The following is a 22,225-nucleotide window of genomic DNA, read 5'->3' as shown; positions in this document are numbered from 1 at the left end:
TCATGCATATAATCTTAAATGATTAATGCATGATTTAATGGAAAGGAGAACTATAATGCATCAAGGTCAATGTTTATGCGGTAAAGTTAAATTATCAACAACACAAGATATCTCTGCGCTCAGCGTTTGTCATTGCAGTATGTGTTTACGTTGGAATGGGGGGCCTGGTTTTTCAATTGATTGCAAATCAGATTTGAAGATTGAAGGTGAAGAATATATAACACGCTATGATTCATCTTCATGGGGTGAGCGAGCATTTTGTAAGCATTGTGGCTCTCATCTTTTTTACCTTCTAAAAGAAACTCATACTTACTATGTGTCAGCAGGATTATTTCCTGATGCGAAAGAAAGCAAACTGACAATGCAAATTTATATAGATAGCAAACCCCACTATTATAATTTTGTAGAAAAAACACCAATGCTAACAGAACAAGATATTATGAATATGTTCAATTAATAATATTTTATTTATTGATTTTTTTATATTTTTTAAAGGCTCTTTTCTATATGAGCCTTTTTTATTATAGTATAATAATCATGTTAAAATTTATGGAAAGTTGATTTAACATTCTTTGTTATATTTTAATTTAAAAGGAAAGAGTTATTGATAAATACATTGATAATAAGTCGAGTTGAAATATTTAGCTTGGGAATAAAAACACTTCTTAGTCAGATTAAAAAAATTAATGTTCGAAAGGTAATGAATGATGAAAGTGATGCATTCCGCTATTGCCGACAATTTTCGGTTAATCTTATTATTTTTTACTCAGCACCTTCACTTTCATTAATTGATTCTATAAAAAGAATAAAGCGTTCATCTTTATCAATTAAAATAATTGTTATTTCACCAAAAACAGACTCTATATTATCAATAACACTTCTTCAATTGGGTATTGAAGGCTTTATTATTGTTGATACTTCTTGTGAAAATATTCTGCAAGCTATTCGACAGGTTTGTATCGGTCAGCGGTATATAAGCCAAGAGTTAGCAATGGAAATCGCGCTAACAAAATTACAGCAAGAATTAAATCCTTTACATCATTTGTCTGAAAGAGAATTGCAGATTATGTCGATGATCATCAGAGGGAAAAAAATCACACAAATCGCAAGTGAGTTGAATATTAATACAAAAACAGTAAATAGCTATCGTTACCGAATGTTTAGTAAACTTAAAATCTCAGGTGATGTAGAATTAACACATATAGCAATACGTTATGGGTTAATTGAGATAGAGAGTCATTTACAAAGTGGAAGACAAATTTGACGCCAAAGCATTCTTAAGCCGAATCACAGATAAACCGGGTGTGTATCGGATGTATGATGCGACAGACACAGTAATCTATGTAGGTAAAGCTAAGGATCTGAAAAAAAGGCTTTCTAGCTATTTTCGCACACAGGTAAATAGCCGTAAGACCGAAGCTTTAGTGAAGTGTATCGCAAATATTGATGTCACGATCACCCATACAGAAACGGAAGCTTTATTGCTTGAGCACAGCTACATCCAACGTTATCAACCTCGCTATAATGTGTTGCTACGAGATGATAAATCTTATCCTTATATCTATTTAAGTGGTGATAAACATCCCAGAATTGCTAGTTATCGAGGAGCCAAACATGCCAAAGGGGAATATTTTGGACCTTTCCCTAACTCTTTTGCAGTAAGAGAAACACTGGCATTAATGCAAAAATTGTTTCCTATTCGTCAATGCGAAGATAGTGTTTATCGCAATCGTTCAAGACCTTGTTTGCAATATCAAATTGGTCGTTGTCTTGCTCCTTGTGTAAAAGGCTATGTTTCTGATGAAGAATATGCCCAACAAGTTAATTATGTGCGACTTTTCCTTTCAGGTGATGATACGCAAGTTATTGACGGATTGGTTAAACGTATGGAAGAAGCAAGCCAAGAATTACGTTTTGAAGAGGCTGCTCGCATCCGAGATCAAATCCAAGCAGTAAGGCAAGTGACTGAAAAACAATTTGTTGCCAATATTGGTGATGATCTTGATGTGATAAGTGTTGCTTTTAATGGTGCGATTGCTTGTGTTTATGTTCTCTTTTTCCGTCAAGGTAAAGTGTTAGGAAGTCGGAGTTATTTTCCTAAAGTTCCTGCGAATACCTCAATTGATGAGGTTGTTCAGACTTTTATTGGTCAATTTTATTTACAAGGCAGTGCAATTCGTACTTTACCCACTGAAATTTTGCTTGATTTTAATTTAGAAGATAAAGTTATTCTTTCTGAATCTATATCTTCAATTGCAGGGCGAAAGATTCAAATTCAAACCAAACCGCGTGGTGATAGGGCACGCTATTTGAAATTAGCTAGAACAAATGCAGCTACGGCATTGGCTTCAAAACAAGTCGAGCAATCAACAATTTCACAACGTTATACCTCTTTGATGTCTCTTCTTGATATGAAAGAGATAAAACGAATGGAATGTTTTGATATTAGTCACACTATGGGAGAGCAAACTGTGGCTTCATGTGTAGTATTTGACATGAATGGCCCATTAAAATCGGAATATAGGCGCTATAATATCAGTGGTATTACTCCTGGTGATGATTATGCGGCAATGAATCAAGTACTCACTCGACGTTATGGTAAACCATTAGAAGACAGTAAGGTTCCAGATATTATCTTTATTGATGGTGGTAAAGGGCAATTAGCACAAGCAATAGAGGTATTTGATTCTCTTAATGTTGATTGGGACAAATCACACCCGAAATTAATTGGTGTTGCAAAAGGGAGTGACCGTAAGGCAGGGCTTGAAACCTTGTTTTTTGTGCCGGAGGGGGAAGGAATGGCGTTGCCTTCCGATTCACCTGCGTTACATTTGATTCAACATATTCGTGATGAATCGCATCGTCATGCGATAACTGGACATCGTCAACGTAGAGCCAAAGTAAAAAATACCAGTTCATTGGAGTCTATTGAAGGTGTCGGACCTAAGCGTCGTCAAATGTTGTTGAAATATATGGGGGGGCTACAAGCTTTACGAGATGCAAGTGTTGAAGAAATTGCGAAAGTTCCGACAATTTCGACTGCATTAGCAGAAAAAATTTTTAATGCGTTGAAACACTAAGTGTATTGATGCACCATATTAATAACTCTCACTTTTCTAGGTCGTGTAGAACGCTATGCAACTAAATATCCCAACTTGGCTAACTCTATTTCGTGTCGCTCTAATTCCATTCTTTGTTTTGGTGTTTTATTTACCATTCAAAGATGCTCCATTAGTCTGCGCTATTATTTTTATGGTAGCAGCTGCAACAGACTGGTTTGATGGCTTTTTAGCACGTAGATGGAAACAAACTACCCGCTTTGGCGCTTTTCTCGATCCAGTAGCGGATAAAGTAATGGTTGCAACAGCACTTGTTTTAATTACTGAATACTATCATGAGTGGTGGATAACTTTACCAGCAGCAACAATGATTGCTCGTGAAATTATTATCTCTTCATTAAGGGAATGGATGGCTGAATTAGGAAAACGTAACAGTGTTGCTGTTTCTTGGATAGGAAAAGTGAAGACGACCGCACAAATGGGATCGTTGGTTGTGTTATTATGGCGTCCTACTATTGAAGCAGAGTGGTTTGGATTCGCTTTATTATATATCGCAACAGTGTTGACTTTCTGGTCAATGTTTCAATATTTGAGCGCTGCGTGGTCAGATTTGCGTGAAGGTTGATCGAAATGACTGAAAATTCACCGAACAGTCAAAAAGATGCAAATATAGTGTTGACTAGATTCAGGAAATCAGTAGAATGCAACGCATCGAAAGGCACAACGGTTTACGGAAATAAATAAGTAAATCAGCAAGTTCGGTAAAGCGGGAATAGCTCAGTTGGTAGAGCACAACCTTGCCAAGGTTGGGGTCGCGAGTTCGAGTCTCGTTTCCCGCTCCAATCTCTTATGAGATTGAGTAGTTGAGGCGCGTTGGCAGAGTGGTCATGCAGCGGATTGCAAATCCGTGTACCTCGGTTCGATTCCGGGACGCGCCTCCATTAATGCCCAGGTGGTGAAATCGGTAGACACAAGGGATTTAAAATCCCTCGGCTGTAAGGCTGTGCGGGTTCAAGTCCCGCCCTGGGCACCATCTCTTTAGATAAAGAGTTTGGTGCAAAAAGAAAGTCCATTATAAATGGCAGTGAAGAATAAATAAGTCGTCCATACCAGTATCTTTCTTAGTAATAAGAATTTACGGGCGCACCACAGAATTTAGCCCAGGTGGTGAAATCGGTAGACACAAGGGATTTAAAATCCCTCGGCTGTAAGGCTGTGCGGGTTCAAGTCCCGCCCTGGGCACCATATAAATAGCGGACCTTAACTTAGGTCCGTTTTTTCTTCCTCTAGCGATAAGTTAGAGAGAAAAATCAAAAAACTGAAGTTAGTTGTTTTAGACATAACGTTTTAAATTTATTTGTTATTTAAATTGTATGATAAGTAAGTATTATGCGTAACAAGTAAATACAATTTAGCCCAGGTGGTGAAATCGGTAGACACAAGGGATTTAAAATCCCTCGGCTGTAAGGCTGTGCGGGTTCAAGTCCCGCCCTGGGCACCATATAAAAAAACGGACCTCATTGAGGTCCTTTTTTTCGATCATAAAAAATAAAAATCACCTTATCAGTTGTAGTAATAAGGTGATTTTCAGTTAATTATTGTTTTTTTAGTAATAGTCGATTAGTTATTTGTATCTAAAATAGTAACTCGATTTCTTAGTGCAATAAAACGAGTCAATACATCGTCTACCGTAAGAAGCCCTACAGTATCTTCAGGTGCTTTCAGTACTTCACTGGTAATATGCCATGGTCCCCAAAAATCAGCATCACTATTACCAAACATTGCTACTGTTGGCACACCAACACCGACTGAAATATGTAATGCACCACCATCGCTGGTTAGCATCTGATCACATAAAGACATACCTGCCATTAATTCTCGAAGATTTTGCGTAGGCACTGGCGTAATAGGGATATCTTTACATTGTTCGAGTATAAATTGTGCTTTTTCATCATCACCAGGATGCTGCTTATTATCATTGCTTCCTGGCGACCAAAAGAGAAGAACATGGCATTTTTCGCGTTGCGTTAATTGGTGTGCTAACGCGATAAATTTTTCTGCTTGCCAACGTTGTTGTGGTTTACGTGAGCTGATTTGTAAGCCGTAAACAGGAACATTTTCAGTTATTTTAATGCGTTGCCGAATTGTAGAGATCTCTTCGTCTTTAACATACAACTTCAAAGGGCCGGCTTTTTTCTCTATTCCAAGAGGACGAGCTAGTTGACAGAATAACTCAGCGATATGACCTTTGTTAGACGGTGTTGGAATGGGATCTGTCACTGCTGATGGCGCGTCATCGCCAATAGCGATAATCCGTTTAGCACCAGATAATTTTGCCCATTGTAATGCTCTTTTGGCCCAATGATCGCGAGCAACAATTGCAATATCATAATGCTGACGACGCATATCAAAAATAATTTTTAAGCGACTTAGAATGAGCTTTAAGGACGATTGTCCTGATTTTTTATGATGTAACTTACTGTAAATATGTACATTTCCGACAGAAGGGTTACCTTCTAAGATTGCTTGATTGTAAGAATTTACGAGAAGATCAATTTTTGTATTGTATTCGTGGGCAAGAGCATCAATTAATGGTGTTGTAAGTATTAAATCACCAATGTTATCTCTTTGTATTATTAATATTTTGGTCATAATTAGATTTATTCATACTCGAATGAAAAAATAACACTGTAAGTAATAACTTAAGCGTTAATCATAATGTATGTTTATGATTATAAGCTATTCGATATGTTTAGGCATTACTATCAAAAAATTAATTACTTTTTTGGATTGGAAATGAGTAATCATTATGCTGACTTGTAGAAAGTAAGGTGATTATCTATAAATAATCACCTTACTTATGATACATTTTGATATGTAACTTGTTTTTAACAACTTACACAATAGTAATTTTTTAAAATCATCGTTAAAAACAAGCGTCTAAAATATTCAGGACATTTTTTGTTGTTAATTTCCTATAGCCTTTATCAATAATTGTTGTGGATTGAGCAATACTTGGTAGCATCTCTCTTGTTGCTCCTAAGGTTTCTAATGATATGATACGGCTATACTTCAACATAACTGTTTCGCCATAATGCGGTAATTCATCATTTAATTTAGCAAGAGAATTCTTTCCAAAATAAATAGTTGTCGATTGTAGTAACAAAAATCGAATTACTGGTTTTGAGTTAATAATATTATTTTTTTAATCTCTTCAGATAGGCTCCATACGGTATAAATTAATTAATATTGTAGTAGTTAAAATATCATAATGTATGAAATAAATTTTTGATAATTAATTTTTTAATAAGAATTTTAGAAAGTAAAAATGAAAAATATGATAGGTAGTATTTAATAAATCACAGTCTTATCGATTTATTATTTGTTGATTTCTCAGAAGTGAAAATAAATAGAACTGTATATCTCCGTAATAAAATGTAAAAAATAAAAAGAATCGTAATTCAGATTGAACCTGGTTTATTTAAACTATATATCTTAAAAAGAAATATTAAAAAAATATGGTTTATATGTGGAGTTTTATATGAAACAGATACTTATTATTACAGGAGGAGTGTTATCGCTGACTATTATGCTAGCTATTCTTGTTGCTATTTTAATAGAGTCTGTGATTAAAGAAAATACAGATGAGTTTTGGAGTGAAAGCCACGAAGTGATTGAGAATTCGTCATCAACATTACGTGAAACTTTTTCTACCGTAGAAGCAAAACACGATACGCTGATGGCTCTTTATCAATCTAAAGATAATAATGGAAGTTGCCAGCAGTTAGCTGAAAAACTAAACGATGTTGAAAAAGCGCTTTCTAATGGAAATTTAGTGCTACCACGACCAGCAAAAGAACAAATTTCGACTATCAAAAATGCTTTTAATGGTTCAACATCACCTACGAAAAACATTGCTTGCGAACAAGCACTTCAAGTTATTAATGAATTAAGTCAGTAATCTCAATATCCTTTCTATTTTTATTTATCTTTTATCCAAAAATAAGATTATTTTCGGTTATTAAATTAATATATCTTAACTTAATTCAATGAATACACGATATATTTTTCTTAAAAAGAGTAAATTTCTACTTTCCAATATAAAGTAATAACCGGTCATTTATATCTACAGTTTTACTATTAGTAGATTATGTTAACGTTAAAAAGAAGTTGCTAAAGGGATTTAAAGTTGCGATGTGAATATGCTAAAATTAATAGCTGATTCGCTTTAGCAATGAAGTTTAGTGATAATTTGGTTTATTTTTTGTTTCTAATAAAATGCATTTTTATCTTTATGCTTTTTTTTATTTTCAATGTAATTAATCCATTTTATCTCAAGTAAGAAAAGAAAATCAGACAAAACTTCTACAAAAAAATATGGTATATATATCAATATAATTTAAGAAAGTATCTATTAACTATGAATATCGCAACATCAAACGTAAATGAAGTTAGTCGTCAAACAGCATGGATCAGAGTAATAATATTATCATTCGCGGCTTTCGTTTTTAATACAACAGAATTTGTTCCTGTTGCTCTGTTAAGTGATATTTCTGAAAGCTTCGGTATGCTCCCTGCTCAAACAGGTTTAATGATCACGATATATGCTTGGGTTGTTGCTTTAATGTCTCTGCCTTTAATGATAATGACAAGTAAAGTTGAGCGACGTAAGTTACTTATTATTTTATTTATACTTTTTATTTTAAGTCATATTTTATCTAGCGTCGCGTGGGATTTTAAATCACTGATAGTAGGGCGTATTGGTGTCGCTTTTTCTCATGCTGTATTTTGGTCTATTACCGCGTCACTGGCCATTAGAGTGGCGCCTGCTGGTAAACGCGCCCAGGCATTAGGCTTATTAGCAACAGGAACAGCACTTGCAACAGTATTAGGTTTACCTATTGGTCGTGTTGTTGGGCAGTGGTTAGGATGGCGTGCAACATTTATGGGTATTGGGATATTAGCCTTAATTACCCTGTTTGCATTAATGCGCTATTTACCTTTATTACCAAGTGAGCATTCAGGGTCACTAAAAAGTGTGCCAATGTTATTAAAGCGTGGCCCGCTTATGGGGATCTTTCTATTAACGGTTATTGCCGTAACAGCGCATTTTACAGCGTATAGTTATATCGAGCCTTTTGTCGTTGATATTGCGGGTCTGGATCAGAATTTTGCTACGTTAGTTTTATTGATTTTTGGTGGAGCCGGTATCATTGGTAGCGTGTTATTTAGTCGTTATAGTGCCAAAATGCCAACATCATTCTTATTTTCAGCCTTAATATTGCTTACTTTTTGTTTAGGCTTATTAATGATCAGTAGCCAGAATCTAACAGCATTTATTGTACTGATTATATTTTGGGGGATTGGATTTATGTGTATTGGGCTAGGAATGCAAGTTAAAGTGATTGATTTAGCCCCTGATGCAACTGATATCGCTATGTCTATCTATTCTGGTATTTTTAATATTGGTATTGGTGCTGGGGCATTGATTGGTAATCAGGTTATTTTACATGCCGGTATGACAAATATTGGTTATGCAGGAACAATATTAAGTATTATTGCAGTGGTTTGGTGTGGTTTTATCTTTAATCGCTATCGTGTTTCTATGGGCGGGGAACCCCGTCAAAAAAATCAACTCCATCAACACTAAATAAGTACTCCCAAACTTCCATAATATAAAGGCACTTATTCAATAGAAAGAGTGCCTTTTTTATTTGTTGTAGATGAATATCCTTAATCTTGCTTGTGATAGAATTCACAAAATTGACTTTGTATAGGATTAAGACGAAAAAATGAATGGATTAACTTACCTAATGTTGGCAATTATATCTGAAGTCATTGCGACAACAATGCTGAAAGCTTCTGATGGTTTTAGCCGATTATATCCGTCTATTGTAGTCGTCATTGGTTACTGTTTTTCTTTTTGGGCACTTTCTCAAGTGGTAAAAGTTATGCCATTAGGCATTGCTTATGCAATATGGAGTGGATTAGGAATAGTTTTAGTTTCTGTTGCAGCGGTGTTTCTCTATCAACAAAAGCTCGATTTACCTGCCATTGTTGGTATGACTTTAATTATTGCTGGTGTTTTAGTTATAAATCTACTTTCAAAAAGTGCTTCACATTAATAGGAATAACTGGAAGAAATTAGGGTCTCTTTAATGCAAAAGAAATTTAAAATAGCTTGTTATCTATCTATGCTAACTAGCTTTGCTTTTATTGCAGGATGCAGTAATTCAGAGCAGACACAACACCCATCTACACAAATAGTGAGTAAGAGTCGGACAATACTGATAACTAGTCCTGATATTCCCTTAGAAGAATCAGCCAAGGCTACCTGTGTCTTTTCAGGTGGTGTGCCGTCTTTAAACTATGAATTGCATGGCGGTCAGACACCCGTGTGTCAGTTCGCTAATGGTAAGCGTTGTAGTGAACAAGCTTTAATAGAAGGGGCTTGTATTCCAGGTTAAAGTTTGTCTTTGGTTGAATATTTAATCGCTATTTTTCTATTATAAAAATAGCCCTTAGTTTATCGCTAAAGGCTATTTTCTTTTTTATTCTTTTGTTTTAAAAGAACTTGTTATTTGGCTCACTAATACTAATAAACCTACAACAAAATAAGCAGAGAAAATAATAAGCATCCATTGTGGCATTTCTAAAGTTAAGAATTGCCATTGGCTGACAGAACAATCACCGGTTGCTTGGAATACAGCAGGGAACCAATCTTGCAAGGCAAACCAAGAAGGTAATGTGACAAAAAAGTCACAGGTTGCAAAAGGTGAGGGATTCAGAATAAGTTGTGTATGCTCCCAAGAGAGTTCAATTCCTCGGTATGCGGAATAAATCCATAAAAAACTACCGGCCATACGCATAAGTGTCATTTTAGGTGCGGATGCCCCAATCAATGCCGCAACTAAGATCCCTAATACCGCGATGCGTTGATAGACGCACATTACACAAGGCATTAATTCCATTCCGTACTGAAAATACAATGCAGCACCTTCAAGACCTATTGCAGTTAATGCAAGCAACAGCCATGAAAAACGGCTTTGGGACCAGTGACGAAGAGATGTCAGCATAATAATATCCATTTAAATATTAAATAAAATAAGTGTCTATTTTGCCCAAAAATCAAGCGCAAAAAAAGTTAAAATCCGTTATTTCACAAATATTTACATTGAAGCTTGTTTTTATGAAGAAAATAGGACTTTTATCGAATAAAAGTCCTATTTATGTGGTGTAACTGTGGAGCAATTGTTATGGAATAGCAACTAAACCAATGTCATAGAACCAATGTGTTGCAGGAACAAGCCAGAATTCAACCGCCAGTAAACCAAATAATGTCATCACAATAGTATATGGCAGTGCCATTATCACCATACGGCCATATGATAAGCGGATGAGTGGTGATAGTGCTGATGTTAATAAGAACAGGAATGCGGCTTGACCATTTGGAGTCGCAACAGAAGGTAAGTTTGTACCTGTATTAATAGCAACACCAATATGCTCATATTGTGATTGGCTAATTAACCCATCTTGCAATGCTGTTAAAGCTTCACTGATATAAACAGTACCCACAAACACGTTATCTGAAATAGCAGATAATAGGCCATTGAAGAGGTAAAAAAGAGACAGTTGTGAGGATTCTGAAGCTTGAAGAACAAACTGAATAATAGGGCCAAATAATTGTTGATCAATAATAACAGCAACAATAGAGAAAAAAACGGTTAATAATGCAGTGAAAGGCAAGGCCTCTTCAAATGCTTTACCAAGCGCATGTTCTTCTGTGATCCCACAAAATGCAGTGGTGAGAATAATAACAGATAAACCGATAATACCGACTTCTGCTAAATGGAGCGCTAAAGCAACAACCAACCAAATACCAATTAATGCTTGGATTATTAGTTGTGCTTTTTCTTGAGAAGTGCGTTTTTCACTGTTTTTCTTGTCGTATTCAGTTAGAACTTTACGAACCAAATCAGGTAATTCAGCGCCATAACCAAAGAGCTTAAAGCGTTCTACAAAGTAGCACACCGCAAGACCAGCAAAGAAGACTGGAATAGTTACAGGTGACATTCTGATAAAGAAGGTCACGAAATCCCATTCTAAATGTTTTGCAATAATCAGGTTTTGTGGTTCACCCACCATGGTCATTACGCCACCTAACGCAGTACCGACACCGGCATGCATCATTAAGCTGCGTAAAAAGGCACGGAATTGTTCTAAAGTTTGTTTTTTTTCTGCGGTATCAATAAACCCATCATTACTTAATTCTGTACCTGATTGATTAGACGCAAAATTATGATAAATAGAGTAGAAACCGAGAGAGACACTGATGACAACCGCGATAACGGTTAAAGCATCTAAAAAGGCAGATAAAAATGCACTTGCAAAACAAAAAGCAATAGATAACAGTCGTTTAGAACGAATAGATAACAGTAGTTTAGTAAAAGCAAACAGTAATAATTGCTTCATAAAATAGATACCAGCAACCATAAAAACAAGAAGCAAAATCACTTCAAGGTTGTTGGCAATTTCATGACCAATCTGTTTTGGGCTAGTCATACCAATGATGACGGCCTCAATAGCAAGTAATCCTCCGGGTTGTAATGGATAACACTTTAGTGCCATAGACAGTGTAAAAATAAATTCTACAACTAATAGCCAGCCGGCAACAAAAGGGTCAACAAAGAAAAAAATCAGTGGGTTGATAATTAAAAAAGTAAGAATAGCAAGCTTATACCAATCTGGGGAGTTCCCCATAAAGTTCTTTAGTAGTGCTTGTCTTATACTCATATCCATTAGGTTTCTCATCCTCCAAAAAGAGATTTTTAGCGCAATATTATGCAATCTAACCATAGTACGCGCTAATCGCTGTGAAATTAAGCTCATTAGTCATAATTAATTAGTAAAACGACATCAAGTTTTATGATGCCATTCACTATTTAATGATGGTTGAGCTATATCAAAATTACGCATTCTGATATTATATTTTCCATTATTAGCAGAAAAGTCGCTTCGGAAGAAATAAAAATATGGTTATTAAGGCTCAAAGCCCCGCAGGTTTTGCGGAAGAGTATATTGTTGAAAGCATTTGGAATAATCGTTTTCCTCCTGGATCTATTCTTCCAGCGGAACGTGAGCTGTCTGAATTAATTGGCGTTACAAGAACTACATTAAGAGAAGTGTTACAACGCCTTGCTCGTGATGGTTGGTTAACTATTCAGCACGGAAAGCCAACGAAGGTAAACAATTTCTGGGAAACATCAGGCCTTAATATCCTTGAAACAGTCGCTCGCCTTGATCATGATCGAGTACCACAATTAATAGATAACTTATTGGCTGTCAGAACCAATATCTCTGCTATTTTTATACGTACAGCATTTAGAAATAGCCCTGAAAAATGTATTGAAGTTTTAAATCATGAACTTACTACTGAAAATAGTGCTGATGAGTTTAGTGAACTGGATTACAACATTTTTCGTGGATTGGCGTTTGCATCAGGTAACCCAATTTATGGTCTTATCTTAAACGGCTTAAAAGGGCTTTATACACGTGTAGGCCGTTATTATTTCTCAAATATTCAAGCCAAAGAACTCGCGTTAGCATTTTATAAAAAACTGGCTGTATTATGTGAGCAAAAAGATGTCGAGCATGTCATGGAATGTGTCCGCCAATATGGTAAAGACAGTGGTATTATCTGGCAAAGTTTACAGTCACCATTACCGAGTGACCTAGAAGAAGTAAAACGCTAATTAAGTTTGTTGTGTTATCACAATAAAAAACCAGTATTTACATAATTTGAGATACTGGTTTTTTTATGCATTTAAAAAAGTCCAACAGGTCATTTTTTTAGGCAATGCTTTAAATAGGTTATTTTTAGTAAAAAGAATAACCAAATCGAGCCAATTTAAGAATTAAAATCTAAAATATTGTTCAATCTTAGATTTTAATAAAACCCTTATTTCCTTTCCCTACACATAAAACTTTCTTCAATTCAAAATAATTTATTAAGCAATATTTTTATAAGTTATAGTAAAAATTATATCTTGTTGATTTTACGTGTTAATTCAATATTTTTTTTTGAAAATTACTTATCGAATAACAATCAAGTGTGACTTAACTCTAAAATCTGTCTTTTTATTGGTCTAGATGATTATTCTATATTGGCTTTTTGTGTATGGAATATTATTCTTATGTTATATCAATGTAAATTATTGGAGTCTTGCCATGAAAGTGATCATCTTAGGTGGCGGCGTTATTGGTGTAACAAGTGCGTGGTATCTTGTGCAACAAGGCCATGAAGTCATTGTTGTTGATAGACAAAATAGTGCAGCAGAAGAGACTAGTGCTGGTAATGCAGGTCAAATATCCCCAGGATATGCAACGCCTTGGGGAGCACCAGGTATCCCATTAAAAGCAGTAAAATGGATGTTCCAAAAACACGCACCATTAGCGATTAAACCTGATGGCTCACTTTTCCAATTGCGTTGGATGTGGCAAATGTTACGTAATTGTGATGCGTCACATTACACCATGAATAAAAGTCGTATGGTGCGTATTGCCGAATATAGTCGTGATTGCATTCGTCAATTACGCCAAGATACAGGCATTGAATACGAAGGTCGTCAAGGTGGTACTCTGCAACTGTTCCGTGATCAAAAGCAATTTGATAATGCAGCAAATGATATTGCTGTATTAAAGCAAGAGGGCGTTGCTTATGAATTGTTAACAGCCGATCAACTAAAATTAGCAGAACCCGCACTCGAGCATGTTAGTCACAAATTGACAGGTGGTTTACGTTTACCCAATGATGAAACGGGTGATTGCCAAATTTTTACGAAAAAACTCGCTAAAATGGCAGAAAATGCTGGTGTTACATTCTTGTTTAACAAAGAAATCAAACATTTGTTATTTGATGGTGATAAAGTAGCGGGCGTTCAATGTCATGATGGATTATTAACTGCTGATCATTATGTTGTGGCTATGGGCTCTTATTCAACAGAGTTTTTGAAAAACAAAGTCGCCATTCCAGTTTATCCCCTTAAAGGTTATTCGCTTACGATGCCGATTATTGATGCTTCACGAGCGCCAACATCCACTATTTTAGATGAAACTTACAAAATTGCGGTAACACGTTTTGATGAGCGAATTCGTGTCGGCGGAATGGCCGAGGTCGTTGGTTTTAATCTGAATATTTTAAAATCACGCTGTGAAACATTAAAAATGGTTGTACAAGATCTTTATCAAGGTGGTGGTGATATTGAGAAAGCTACATTTTGGACAGGTTTAAGGCCTATGACACCTGATGGTACACCTATTGTAGGACCTACGGCTTATCGCAATTTATCATTAAATACAGGGCATGGCACATTAGGTTGGACAATGGCATGTGGCTCCGGGCAATTATTGGCTGATTTAATTTCAGGGAATAAACCTGCTATTGCTGCTGATGATTTATCTGTGTTTCGGTATATCGATGGCTTTAATACTAAATTGCTCTTACCAGGGCAAAAACTTGATGCGGCTTATTAATTGAGGAAAAACCATGTCCAGACCCACAAAAGTAACCATTAACCTCGATGCATTAAGCCATAATCTGTCTGTTATTAAAGAGAGAACTAAAGGCAGCAAAGTGTGGTCTGTTGTGAAAGCAGATGCTTATGGGCATGGCTTATCCTATGTTTGGCCTGCATTAAGTCATACTGATGGTTTTGCATTAATTGAGTTAGACAAAGCTGTCATGTTAAGAGAGCAAGGATGGGTAGGACCTATCCTTTTGCTGGAAGGTTTTTTTAGGCCAGAAGATGTTTATTTATTAGAACGTTATTCTCTGACAACAACAGTACATTCTGATTGGCAATTTGATGCTATAGAAAATGCACAATTAGAAAAACCGATTAACATCTATCTTAAACTAAATAGTGGAATGAATCGGTTGGGTTACCGACCAGACACCTATAAACAAGCAATTGATCGTGCAAAAAGTATTAAAAATATTGGCTCTATCATCCAAATGTCGCATTTTGCTAATGCAGATACTGGCTTGAACATGGATGCACAAAAGACCACCATTAATCAGGCAATGGTAAATGAATTACCTCGATGTTTGGCAAATTCAGCTGCAACGTTATTTGATCCTGAAACTTATCAAGATTGGGTGCGCCCGGGCATTATTTTATATGGTGTTTCGCCTTCCGGTGTTTGGCAAGATATTGCTGATTTCGATTTACAACCCGTAATGACATTTAACAGTGAAATATTAGCTATTCAACAAGTCAAAAAAGGTGAGCAGATAGGTTATGGTAGCCGATATACCGCTGAGCGTGATATGCGGATTGGTGTTGTTGCCTGTGGTTATGCTGATGGTTATCCAAGACATGCACCAGATGGCACACCAGTTATTGTTAATGGACATAAAACACAATTGGTAGGGCGTATTTCTATGGATATGCTAACCATTGATGTTACGGATTTTCCTGATGTCAATTGCGGTAGCCCTGTTGAATTATGGGGGGAAGAACTTCCTGTTGATGATGTTGCAACAGCATGTGGCACTATTGGTTATGAATTACTGTGTGCAATAGCACCAAGAGTAACTGTCGAAGTGATGATAAATTTACCTAATTCCACTTTTTCTGATCTAAATGAAAGTTGTTGATAATCACTAAACTAGAATAAGCTTAAATTTATTTTGATTTGGTGATCCTATGAGTAACGGCATTACATTGCGTGTGAAAGGAAAGGTTCAAGGCGTTGGGTTCCGCCCATTTGTTTGGCAATTAGCCCATCGTTTTGGTTTATTAGGGCAAGTAAGCAATGATAGTTTGGGTGTATTAGTACATTTAACGCTTTCCCCTAAAAATTCACTCTTTATAGAAGCATTAAAAGCAGAGTGCCCACCATTAGCACACATTGAACGTATAGAAGAATCACCCTATCAATGGGAGCAGCTACCTACTGAGTTTATTATTGTAAAAAGCGGTGGTGGCGAAATGGATACACAAGTTGTTCCAGATGCAACGACTTGCCAAGCTTGTATTGATGAATTGTTTGATCCACAAAATCGTCGTTATCATTATCCATTTATTAACTGCACACATTGCGGTCCTCGTTTTACTATCATAAAAAAAATGCCTTATGACAGGCCTTTTACTTCAATGGCTGAATTTCCATTCTGTCCTGAATGTAAACGCGAATATGAAGATCCTGCCGATAGACGGTTTCATGCTCAGCCTAATGCATGTCCTGTATGCGGCCCCCATATCTGGCTTGCAGATAATCAGGGTAAAGAATTAGCGACAAAAGAGCATGCATTAACTCAAGCCTGTGAAGCGTTACTTGCTGGAAAGATTATTGCAGTTAAAGGTATTGGTGGTTTTCATTTAGTGTGTGATGCACGTAATAATGAGAGTGTTGCATTATTGCGTGAACGCAAATACCGACCTGCGAAGCCATTAGCTGTGATGATCACAGGTATTGATCAAATCAAAGCAAATAAGCAAGATCCAGATTTTCTTCCAACAGCTATTCAAACATTACAAAGCACTGCTGCCCCAATTGTATTAGTTCCTAAAACTGTTACCCCTAAACTTGCAGATCTTATTGCGCCAGGATTAACTGAAATAGGGGTAATGTTGCCAGCCAATCCTTTACAACATTTATTAGCGCGTGGTACGAATATTCCTCTTGTTATGACATCAGGAAATGCTTCTGGTCATACACCGGCATTAAGTAACGAAGAGGCCTTAACGCAATTGAAAGACATTGCAGACTTATTCTTAATGCATAACAGAGAAATCATACAAAGGGCTGATGATTCATTAGTTCGCATTGAGGGTAAACAGAGCGTTATGATCAGACGCTCTCGTGGTTATGTTCCTGATGCTATTTCATTACCTGACGATTTTGAACCACAACCCTCAGTGCTTGCCATGGGGGGCGATCTCAAAAATGTATTTTGTTTATTACGCCAACATCAAGCGATTATGGGGCCTCATTTAGGAGATCTTGATGATTTAAGCGTGAGACAACAGTTGGTAAAATCGTTGACTCTTTTCCAACAGATTTATCGGTTTACACCTAAAGCTATTGCAATAGATGCACATCCTAACTACATCAGCCATCAGTTGGGTAAGCAGTTTGCTCAAGAGCAAAATATTCCTGTTATTGAAGTCTCTCATCATCATGCACATATTGTTTCTTGCCTTGCTGAACATGGTCATACCCAGCGACAAGGTGCGGTCATTGGTATTGCTCTTGATGGATTAGGTTTTGGGCAAGATGGTACGTTATGGGGAGGAGAATGTCTGCTGGTGGACTATAAAAGATCAGAGCGGATTGGTGGACTTCCTGCTGTTGCGATGCCCGGAGGTAATCTTGCCTCTATTCAACCTTGGCGAAACTGGTTCGCACATTTAGCTACTTTTTCTAAGAATTGGCAAGGTAGTGTTATCACCCAAATGATGCCTAACCATGATTTACATATATTAAATAAGGCATTAGAACGTGGCTTAAACTCACCTAAAGCTTCTTCTTGTGGCCGTTTTTTTGATGCAGTTTCGGCATCATTAGGATTAGCTCCTAAAGAAATAAGCTGGGAAGGTGAAGCAGCCTGTTATCTACAAACTGCTGCATTAGCATGTCATAAAGAAAAACAGTCAGAAATAATTGAGCGATATGGGCATTTGATGCCTGTAAAAAATAGTGTGCTTGATTTGGGCGTTTTTTGGTCGCAATGGGAAAGTATAAAGCTTAATGTTAGTGAAAAGGCATGGCTATTTCATTATTTATTAGCTGAAAGTTTAGGCAATATCGCATTGCAATATGCCGATGAACATCAGATTGATACTGTTGTACTTACGGGTGGTGTGTTAAATAACACATTACTCAAACATATGTTTAAGAAAAAATTAAACAATAAAAAAGTACTAACCCCTATGATGTTACCCGTTGGAGACGGTGGTATTGCATTAGGGCAAGCACTGATTGCTACACATCTAGTGCAAAACTAAAATAATTATAGGTAAAATAATATCGGTTTTAGTTAATTGTGACTGAAATTGGTTTTTGGTTGCTACTTTATTAATGACAATATGGAAAATCATCGTGAGTAATAAGAAGATTATCATTTCTTTAGCCGTTATTGCAGGACTTAGCGCACCAGCAGCATTTGCTGGAGAATGGTCAATTGGTGGCTCGGTCTTAGCGCAAGTCACGCCTTATAAAGGGGCTAAATCAAAAGATTATTTATTACCCGTGCCACAAGTTAACTACCAATCAGAAAATTTCTATTTTGCGACATTAGCCGCAGGGTATTACTTGTGGAACACCCCTAAAGATCAACTTTCTGTTGATTTACACTATTACCCTCAAGCTTATAAACCAAGCGATAGTGACGACGAGCAAATGAAAAAATTGAATCGTCGTCGTGACACAATGATGGGTGGCTTTACTTATAAACATCATGAATCATGGGGTAGCTTAAGAGCAATTGTATCGGGTGATATGCTAGGTAAAAGTAACGGTATTATTGCTGACGCTGCTTATTTATATCCTTTCAAATTTGGTAACTGGTCTTTACAACCAGGTGCAGGTGTTGTCTGGGAAAACAAAAAGCAAAACCGTTATGCTTATGGAATTAGCCACGCAGAATCACAACGCAGTGGTTTAGCAGAATATACGCCAAATGATAGTTGGAGACCTTATTTTGAAATCTCTGCTAACTATAAATTTGCAGAAAAATGGAATTTCTTTGCGATGGGACGTATTGACCATTTACCAAGTGAAGTGAAAGACAGTCCTATGGTGAATAAATCTGTGACTGCAATTATGTGGACTGGTGTGACTTACACATTCTAACTCACTAAAATTTAGTAAGATTTGCAATGATAAAAAAGCTTCGATTAAACTCGAAGCTTTTTTATTGTGTAATATACCAGTAATAATTTATTTTTCGGCTATATCTTTACGAACACGAACTACTAGAGATAAACGACCAGGATGAACGTTATCTGGTTTTAATGGTTGGTGAATACGAGCAGTTTCTACACAAGCCATTTTACGATAGCCACCTGCACTCATATCTTTCATTGAACTTGCAAGCTCTGCGCCGGGGTTCCAACAAACCACATCACTATGATGATAATGATGAACTTCAATTGTGCGATCCCAACCATCATCATGTATAAGGTTAAAATCCTCAGGCTCGGTATAAAGCCTGTCAGTGCGCCCATTAAAGCGCAATGAGGTTTCATCAGTGTAAACCTCTTTATCTGCCACTGTGTCAATGTAGTGGCTTCCTAGGCCGGTTACAGATACATTATCAATGTCACTCACATTAAAATAAGAGTGAAGGGCAGCTGTCGCTTCATAATCACCATAAGATTCTAATTCAACCTCACAGGTTGCTCCTAATTTAAAACGAGCAATAACAGTAAAGGGATGAGGCCAATATTTTTGTGTCTGCTGGCTCTCTTTTAATGTCATAGTGATGAGAACACCATCATCTTGTTCTGTATGGGCACTAAATTCCCAAGGAATAATTCGCGCAAATCCATGACTTGGTGTACCTGCTGAAGCAAACCAAGGCCAGCAAATAGGAATACCGCCACGAATGGCAACGCCAGGAGTGAAGAGAGAAGCTTCGCTTACCCAAAACACAGGATGTTCTTGTGCGGGTTGCCAAGCAATTAAATGCGCGCCTTGAAGACTGATAGCTGCGCGTACTTTAGGGTGTGAAATAACAAGGATAGAAAGCTCGCCTAATTGCCGACGACTTAAGTAAGGTGATATTTGTTCAATAATCGGCAAAGAAAAAATTTTCTCATTCATTATCTTATGACCTTATGTCACTGACTATTTCAATACAATAAACTGACTGGCTAGAAAATAAAAGAGCCACCGAAAGGTGGCTCTAAAAGAAATCGTGACTTTCTAAACTCTAATTATTTAGAGATGTGAGAAATCAGATCCAGAACTTTGTTTGAATAACCAACTTCGTTATCGTACCAAGCAACTAATTTAACAAAGTTATCGTTCAGAGCGATACCTGCTTTAGCATCAAATACTGAAGTCAGAACTTCACCATTGAAGTCTGTTGAAACAACTGCATCTTCAGTGTAACCCAGAACGCCTTTTAGTTCGCCTTCAGCTGCTGCTTTGATAGCGTCACAGATTTGAGCGTAAGTTGCTGGTTTTTCCAGACGTGCAGTCAGGTCAACAACAGAAACGTTAGGAGTAGGAACACGGAAAGACATACCAGTCAATTTGCCGTTCAGCTCAGGAATAACTTTACCTACAGCTTTAGCTGCACCAGTTGATGATGGGATGATGTTTTGAGAAGCACCACGACCACCACGCCAGTCTTTTGAAGATGGGCCATCAACAGTACGTTGAGTTGCAGTTGTTGCGTGAACAGTAGTCATCAGACCTTCAACGATACCGAAGTTGTCGTTGATAACTTTAGCTAAAGGCGCTAAGCAGTTAGTAGTACAAGATGCGTTAGAAACGATGTCTTGGCCTGCGTATGATTTATGGTTTACGCCCATAACGAACATTGGAGTGCTGTCTTTTGATGGACCAGTCAGAACAACTTTTTTCGCACCAGCTTGGATGTGTTTACGAGCAGTTTCATCAGTTAAGAACAGACCAGTTGCTTCTGCAACAACGTCAGCACCGACTTCGTTCCATTTCAGATTTGCTGGATCTTTTTCTGAAGTTACGCGGATGGTTTTACCATTAACAACGAGGTGGCCATCTTTTACTTCAACAGTACCGTTGAAACGGCCATGAGTTGAATCGTATTTCAGCATGTATGCCATGTAGTCTGCGTCTAACAGATCGTTAATACCTACGATTTCGATATCTGAACGTTCTTGAGCAGCACGGAAAACGATGCGGCCGATACGACCAAAACCATTAATACCTACTTTGATAGTCATATGTATTCCACCAGCTTTAATTTAGTGAATTAAAAAGTTGATTCTAAAGTTACCAAAACCGCGCCAATCGTCAAGCGGAATCGTGTCAATAATTGCAAAAAATCAATTAAAAAAACACTTTTCGCTTAAAGATTGGTCGTTTTAGACAAATGTTACGCTGTGTATTATCGGGATCAATGCCGATAAATGAAGTTACCTTTGCTCTGTTATGTGAAACTCATCACATTTCAAAAACTAAAGATTACTCTTAGTGATTTTAGACTATATTTTTCAGATTTGTTGTTAAATCTTTGTTATTATTCACTGTTGTTTTAAAAAGCATTTTTCTGGGCAAGAGGTCTATATGGCAGATAATGAAAAGAAAGTGAATATTTCAAGTAATAACAATCACCTTGATTTATCAACACTCAACGAAATGCAACGTTATGTGACGCAACAACAAGGTACAGAGCCCCCATTTAGTGGTAAATTATTACACAATCGCGAAACAGGAATTTATCACTGTTTATGTTGTTCTGCTCCCTTGTTTTATTCAGATACCAAATTTGATGCAGGATGTGGTTGGCCTAGCTTTTATCAACCTGTTAGTGATAGTGCAATTCGCTATATTGATGATTTTTCTCATAATATGAAAAGAACGGAGATCCGTTGCCAACAATGTGATGCACATTTAGGTCATGTTTTTAATGATGGTCCTGCCCCAACAGGGGAGCGTTATTGTGTTAATTCAGCATCTCTTTCATTTACGAATAGTGAAACAGGCGAAAAACAAGCTGGTTAATTTAGCGAGTTAACAAAATAACAACAACTGAAAAAACGATTCAGCTATTTCAAGTGATTATTTAGCTTATGGAGCAATCAATGGAAGTTAATGAACTTATTTCGATGGTAACACCCGAAATATATCAGCGTATTTCAACCGCAGTTGAACTAGGTAAATGGCCTGATGGCGTTGCATTGACAGCTGAACAAAAAGAGCATTGTATGCAGATTGTTTTATTATGGCAGGCGAAAAATAACCACACACCTGAGCATATGACAGTAGGCACTAATGGACAAATTACCATGAAGAGCAAACAAGAATTAAAAGCTCAGTTTCAATCTGAACGTTTAGCAACGTTAACGCCAATAGATGATGACTAAAAAATGTGTTAAATGAATAGAACAGAGATAAAAAGGGGATATTTATTAACCAAGTTGGTTAATAGTATCTCCTTTTTCATTTTA

At 36.8% G+C, this 22,225-nt stretch carries 21 protein-coding genes and 5 tRNA genes; 20 read left to right on the top strand and 6 right to left on the bottom strand.

The annotated features are described in order from the left end of the window. The first annotated feature begins 55 nt into the window (after positions 1-55). From H1225_RS07860 to H1225_RS07820, 9 genes are all read left to right on the top strand, one after another. Complete coding sequence (locus tag H1225_RS07860) at positions 56-457, top strand: GFA family protein (RefSeq protein ID WP_072064125.1); 402 nt, start codon at positions 56-58, stop codon at positions 455-457. A 243-nt stretch (positions 458-700) separates the two neighbouring features. After that, positions 701-1,264, top strand: coding sequence for a LuxR C-terminal-related transcriptional regulator (locus tag H1225_RS07855; protein WP_237584733.1), 564 nt, complete (start codon positions 701-703; stop codon positions 1,262-1,264). After that, on the top strand, positions 1,248-3,080 hold the full coding sequence (gene uvrC, locus H1225_RS07850; protein WP_109400589.1) for an excinuclease ABC subunit UvrC: 1,833 nt from the start codon (positions 1,248-1,250) through the stop codon (positions 3,078-3,080). The genes H1225_RS07855 and uvrC overlap by 17 nt, the downstream gene beginning before the upstream one ends. Before the next feature lie 55 nt (positions 3,081-3,135). Continuing rightward, positions 3,136-3,684 carry a CDP-diacylglycerol--glycerol-3-phosphate 3-phosphatidyltransferase gene (gene pgsA, locus H1225_RS07845; RefSeq protein WP_006532975.1) on the top strand — a complete coding sequence of 183 codons (549 nt, stop codon included), beginning with the start codon at positions 3,136-3,138 and terminating at the stop codon, positions 3,682-3,684. A 141-nt stretch (positions 3,685-3,825) separates the two neighbouring features. After that, positions 3,826-3,901, top strand: a tRNA-Gly gene (locus tag H1225_RS07840). A 25-nt stretch (positions 3,902-3,926) separates the two neighbouring features. Then, positions 3,927-4,000, top strand: a tRNA-Cys gene (locus tag H1225_RS07835). A 5-nt stretch (positions 4,001-4,005) separates the two neighbouring features. Next, positions 4,006-4,092: transfer RNA gene (locus H1225_RS07830), tRNA-Leu, on the top strand. 125 nt (positions 4,093-4,217) lie between these two features. Next, positions 4,218-4,304, top strand: a tRNA-Leu gene (locus H1225_RS07825). Between the two features lie 169 nt (positions 4,305-4,473). After that, a tRNA-Leu gene (locus H1225_RS07820) sits at positions 4,474-4,560 on the top strand. 119 nt (positions 4,561-4,679) lie between these two features. On the opposite strand, the gene H1225_RS07815 is transcribed toward H1225_RS07820, so the two are convergent. Both H1225_RS07815 and H1225_RS07810 read right to left on the bottom strand, forming a co-directional pair. After that, on the bottom strand, positions 4,680-5,711 hold the full coding sequence (locus H1225_RS07815) for a glycosyltransferase family 9 protein (protein WP_115065409.1): 1,032 nt from the start codon (positions 5,709-5,711) through the stop codon (positions 4,680-4,682). Between the two features lie 274 nt (positions 5,712-5,985). Then, positions 5,986-6,225 carry a hypothetical protein gene (locus H1225_RS07810; RefSeq protein ID WP_239739621.1) on the bottom strand — a complete coding sequence of 80 codons (240 nt, stop codon included), beginning with the start codon at positions 6,223-6,225 and terminating at the stop codon, positions 5,986-5,988. 375 nt (positions 6,226-6,600) lie between these two features. On the opposite strand from H1225_RS07810, the gene H1225_RS07805 reads away from it, so the two are divergent. The 4 genes from H1225_RS07805 (at position 6,601) to H1225_RS07790 (ending at position 9,526) form a co-directional block, all read left to right on the top strand. Further along, positions 6,601-7,020 carry a hypothetical protein gene (locus H1225_RS07805; protein WP_006532973.1) on the top strand — a complete coding sequence of 140 codons (420 nt, stop codon included), beginning with the start codon at positions 6,601-6,603 and terminating at the stop codon, positions 7,018-7,020. Positions 7,021-7,479: 459 nt separating this feature from the next. Then, positions 7,480-8,709, top strand: a complete 1,230-nt coding sequence (locus H1225_RS07800; RefSeq protein WP_109847339.1) for a sugar transporter — start codon at positions 7,480-7,482, stop codon at positions 8,707-8,709. Between the two features lie 142 nt (positions 8,710-8,851). Next, entirely contained in the window at positions 8,852-9,184 is a 333-nt protein-coding gene (locus H1225_RS07795) for an SMR family transporter (RefSeq protein ID WP_006532970.1), read from the top strand. Between the two features lie 69 nt (positions 9,185-9,253). Then, a complete protein-coding gene (locus H1225_RS07790) occupies positions 9,254-9,526 on the top strand; it encodes a putative hemolysin (RefSeq protein WP_373273828.1) in 273 nt (90 codons plus the stop codon). 84 nt (positions 9,527-9,610) lie between these two features. Here H1225_RS07790 and dsbB read toward each other — a convergent pair whose 3' ends face one another. Beyond that, positions 9,611-10,135, bottom strand: coding sequence for a disulfide bond formation protein DsbB (gene dsbB, locus H1225_RS07785; RefSeq protein ID WP_072064118.1), 525 nt, complete (start codon positions 10,133-10,135; stop codon positions 9,611-9,613). 178 nt (positions 10,136-10,313) lie between these two features. Beyond that, positions 10,314-11,858, bottom strand: a complete 1,545-nt coding sequence (gene nhaB / locus H1225_RS07780) for a sodium/proton antiporter NhaB (RefSeq protein ID WP_072064117.1) — start codon at positions 11,856-11,858, stop codon at positions 10,314-10,316. Between the two features lie 233 nt (positions 11,859-12,091). On the opposite strand from nhaB, the gene fadR reads away from it, so the two are divergent. The 5 genes from fadR to H1225_RS07755 all read left to right on the top strand — a co-directional run bounded on the left by fadR (position 12,092) and on the right by H1225_RS07755 (position 18,917). Next, positions 12,092-12,811 (top strand): fatty acid metabolism transcriptional regulator FadR, encoded by a 720-nt coding sequence (gene fadR, locus H1225_RS07775; RefSeq protein ID WP_072064116.1) that lies wholly within the window; start codon positions 12,092-12,094, stop codon positions 12,809-12,811. A 475-nt stretch (positions 12,812-13,286) separates the two neighbouring features. Then, the gene (locus tag H1225_RS07770; RefSeq protein WP_072064115.1) at positions 13,287-14,591 is read left to right on the top strand and encodes a D-amino acid dehydrogenase; all 1,305 of its coding nucleotides are present in this window, start codon (positions 13,287-13,289) and stop codon (positions 14,589-14,591) included. A gap of 13 nt (positions 14,592-14,604) precedes the next feature. Continuing rightward, positions 14,605-15,717: an alanine racemase gene (alr, locus tag H1225_RS07765; protein ID WP_161671616.1), complete on the top strand. Its 1,113-nt coding sequence runs from the start codon at positions 14,605-14,607 to the stop codon at positions 15,715-15,717. Between the two features lie 49 nt (positions 15,718-15,766). Further along, on the top strand, positions 15,767-18,070 hold the full coding sequence (gene hypF / locus H1225_RS07760; protein WP_161671615.1) for a carbamoyltransferase HypF: 2,304 nt from the start codon (positions 15,767-15,769) through the stop codon (positions 18,068-18,070). A 94-nt stretch (positions 18,071-18,164) separates the two neighbouring features. Then, complete coding sequence (locus tag H1225_RS07755; protein WP_109400581.1) at positions 18,165-18,917, top strand: MipA/OmpV family protein; 753 nt, start codon at positions 18,165-18,167, stop codon at positions 18,915-18,917. An 87-nt stretch (positions 18,918-19,004) separates the two neighbouring features. Here H1225_RS07755 and H1225_RS07750 read toward each other — a convergent pair whose 3' ends face one another. Continuing rightward, positions 19,005-19,889 carry a D-hexose-6-phosphate mutarotase gene (locus tag H1225_RS07750; protein WP_109847345.1) on the bottom strand — a complete coding sequence of 295 codons (885 nt, stop codon included), beginning with the start codon at positions 19,887-19,889 and terminating at the stop codon, positions 19,005-19,007. 113 nt (positions 19,890-20,002) lie between these two features. Further along, a complete protein-coding gene (gene gapA, locus H1225_RS07745) occupies positions 20,003-20,998 on the bottom strand; it encodes a glyceraldehyde-3-phosphate dehydrogenase (protein WP_109400579.1) in 996 nt (331 codons plus the stop codon). Between the two features lie 343 nt (positions 20,999-21,341). On the opposite strand from gapA, the gene msrB reads away from it, so the two are divergent. Together msrB and H1225_RS07735 are read left to right on the top strand one after the other, a co-directional pair. Beyond that, positions 21,342-21,779, top strand: a complete 438-nt coding sequence (msrB, locus tag H1225_RS07740; RefSeq protein WP_109847346.1) for a peptide-methionine (R)-S-oxide reductase MsrB — start codon at positions 21,342-21,344, stop codon at positions 21,777-21,779. Positions 21,780-21,859: 80 nt separating this feature from the next. Then, entirely contained in the window at positions 21,860-22,141 is a 282-nt protein-coding gene (locus tag H1225_RS07735; protein WP_072064107.1) for a YeaC family protein, read from the top strand. The last annotated feature ends 84 nt before the right edge of the window (positions 22,142-22,225 follow it).

It is taken from the genome of Proteus penneri (assembly GCF_022369495.1).
GTDB classification, from domain to species: Bacteria; Pseudomonadota; Gammaproteobacteria; order Enterobacterales; family Enterobacteriaceae; genus Proteus; species Proteus penneri.
Note: the sequence above shows the minus strand (reverse complement) of the source record. Positions and strands in the feature narration are given on the sequence as shown.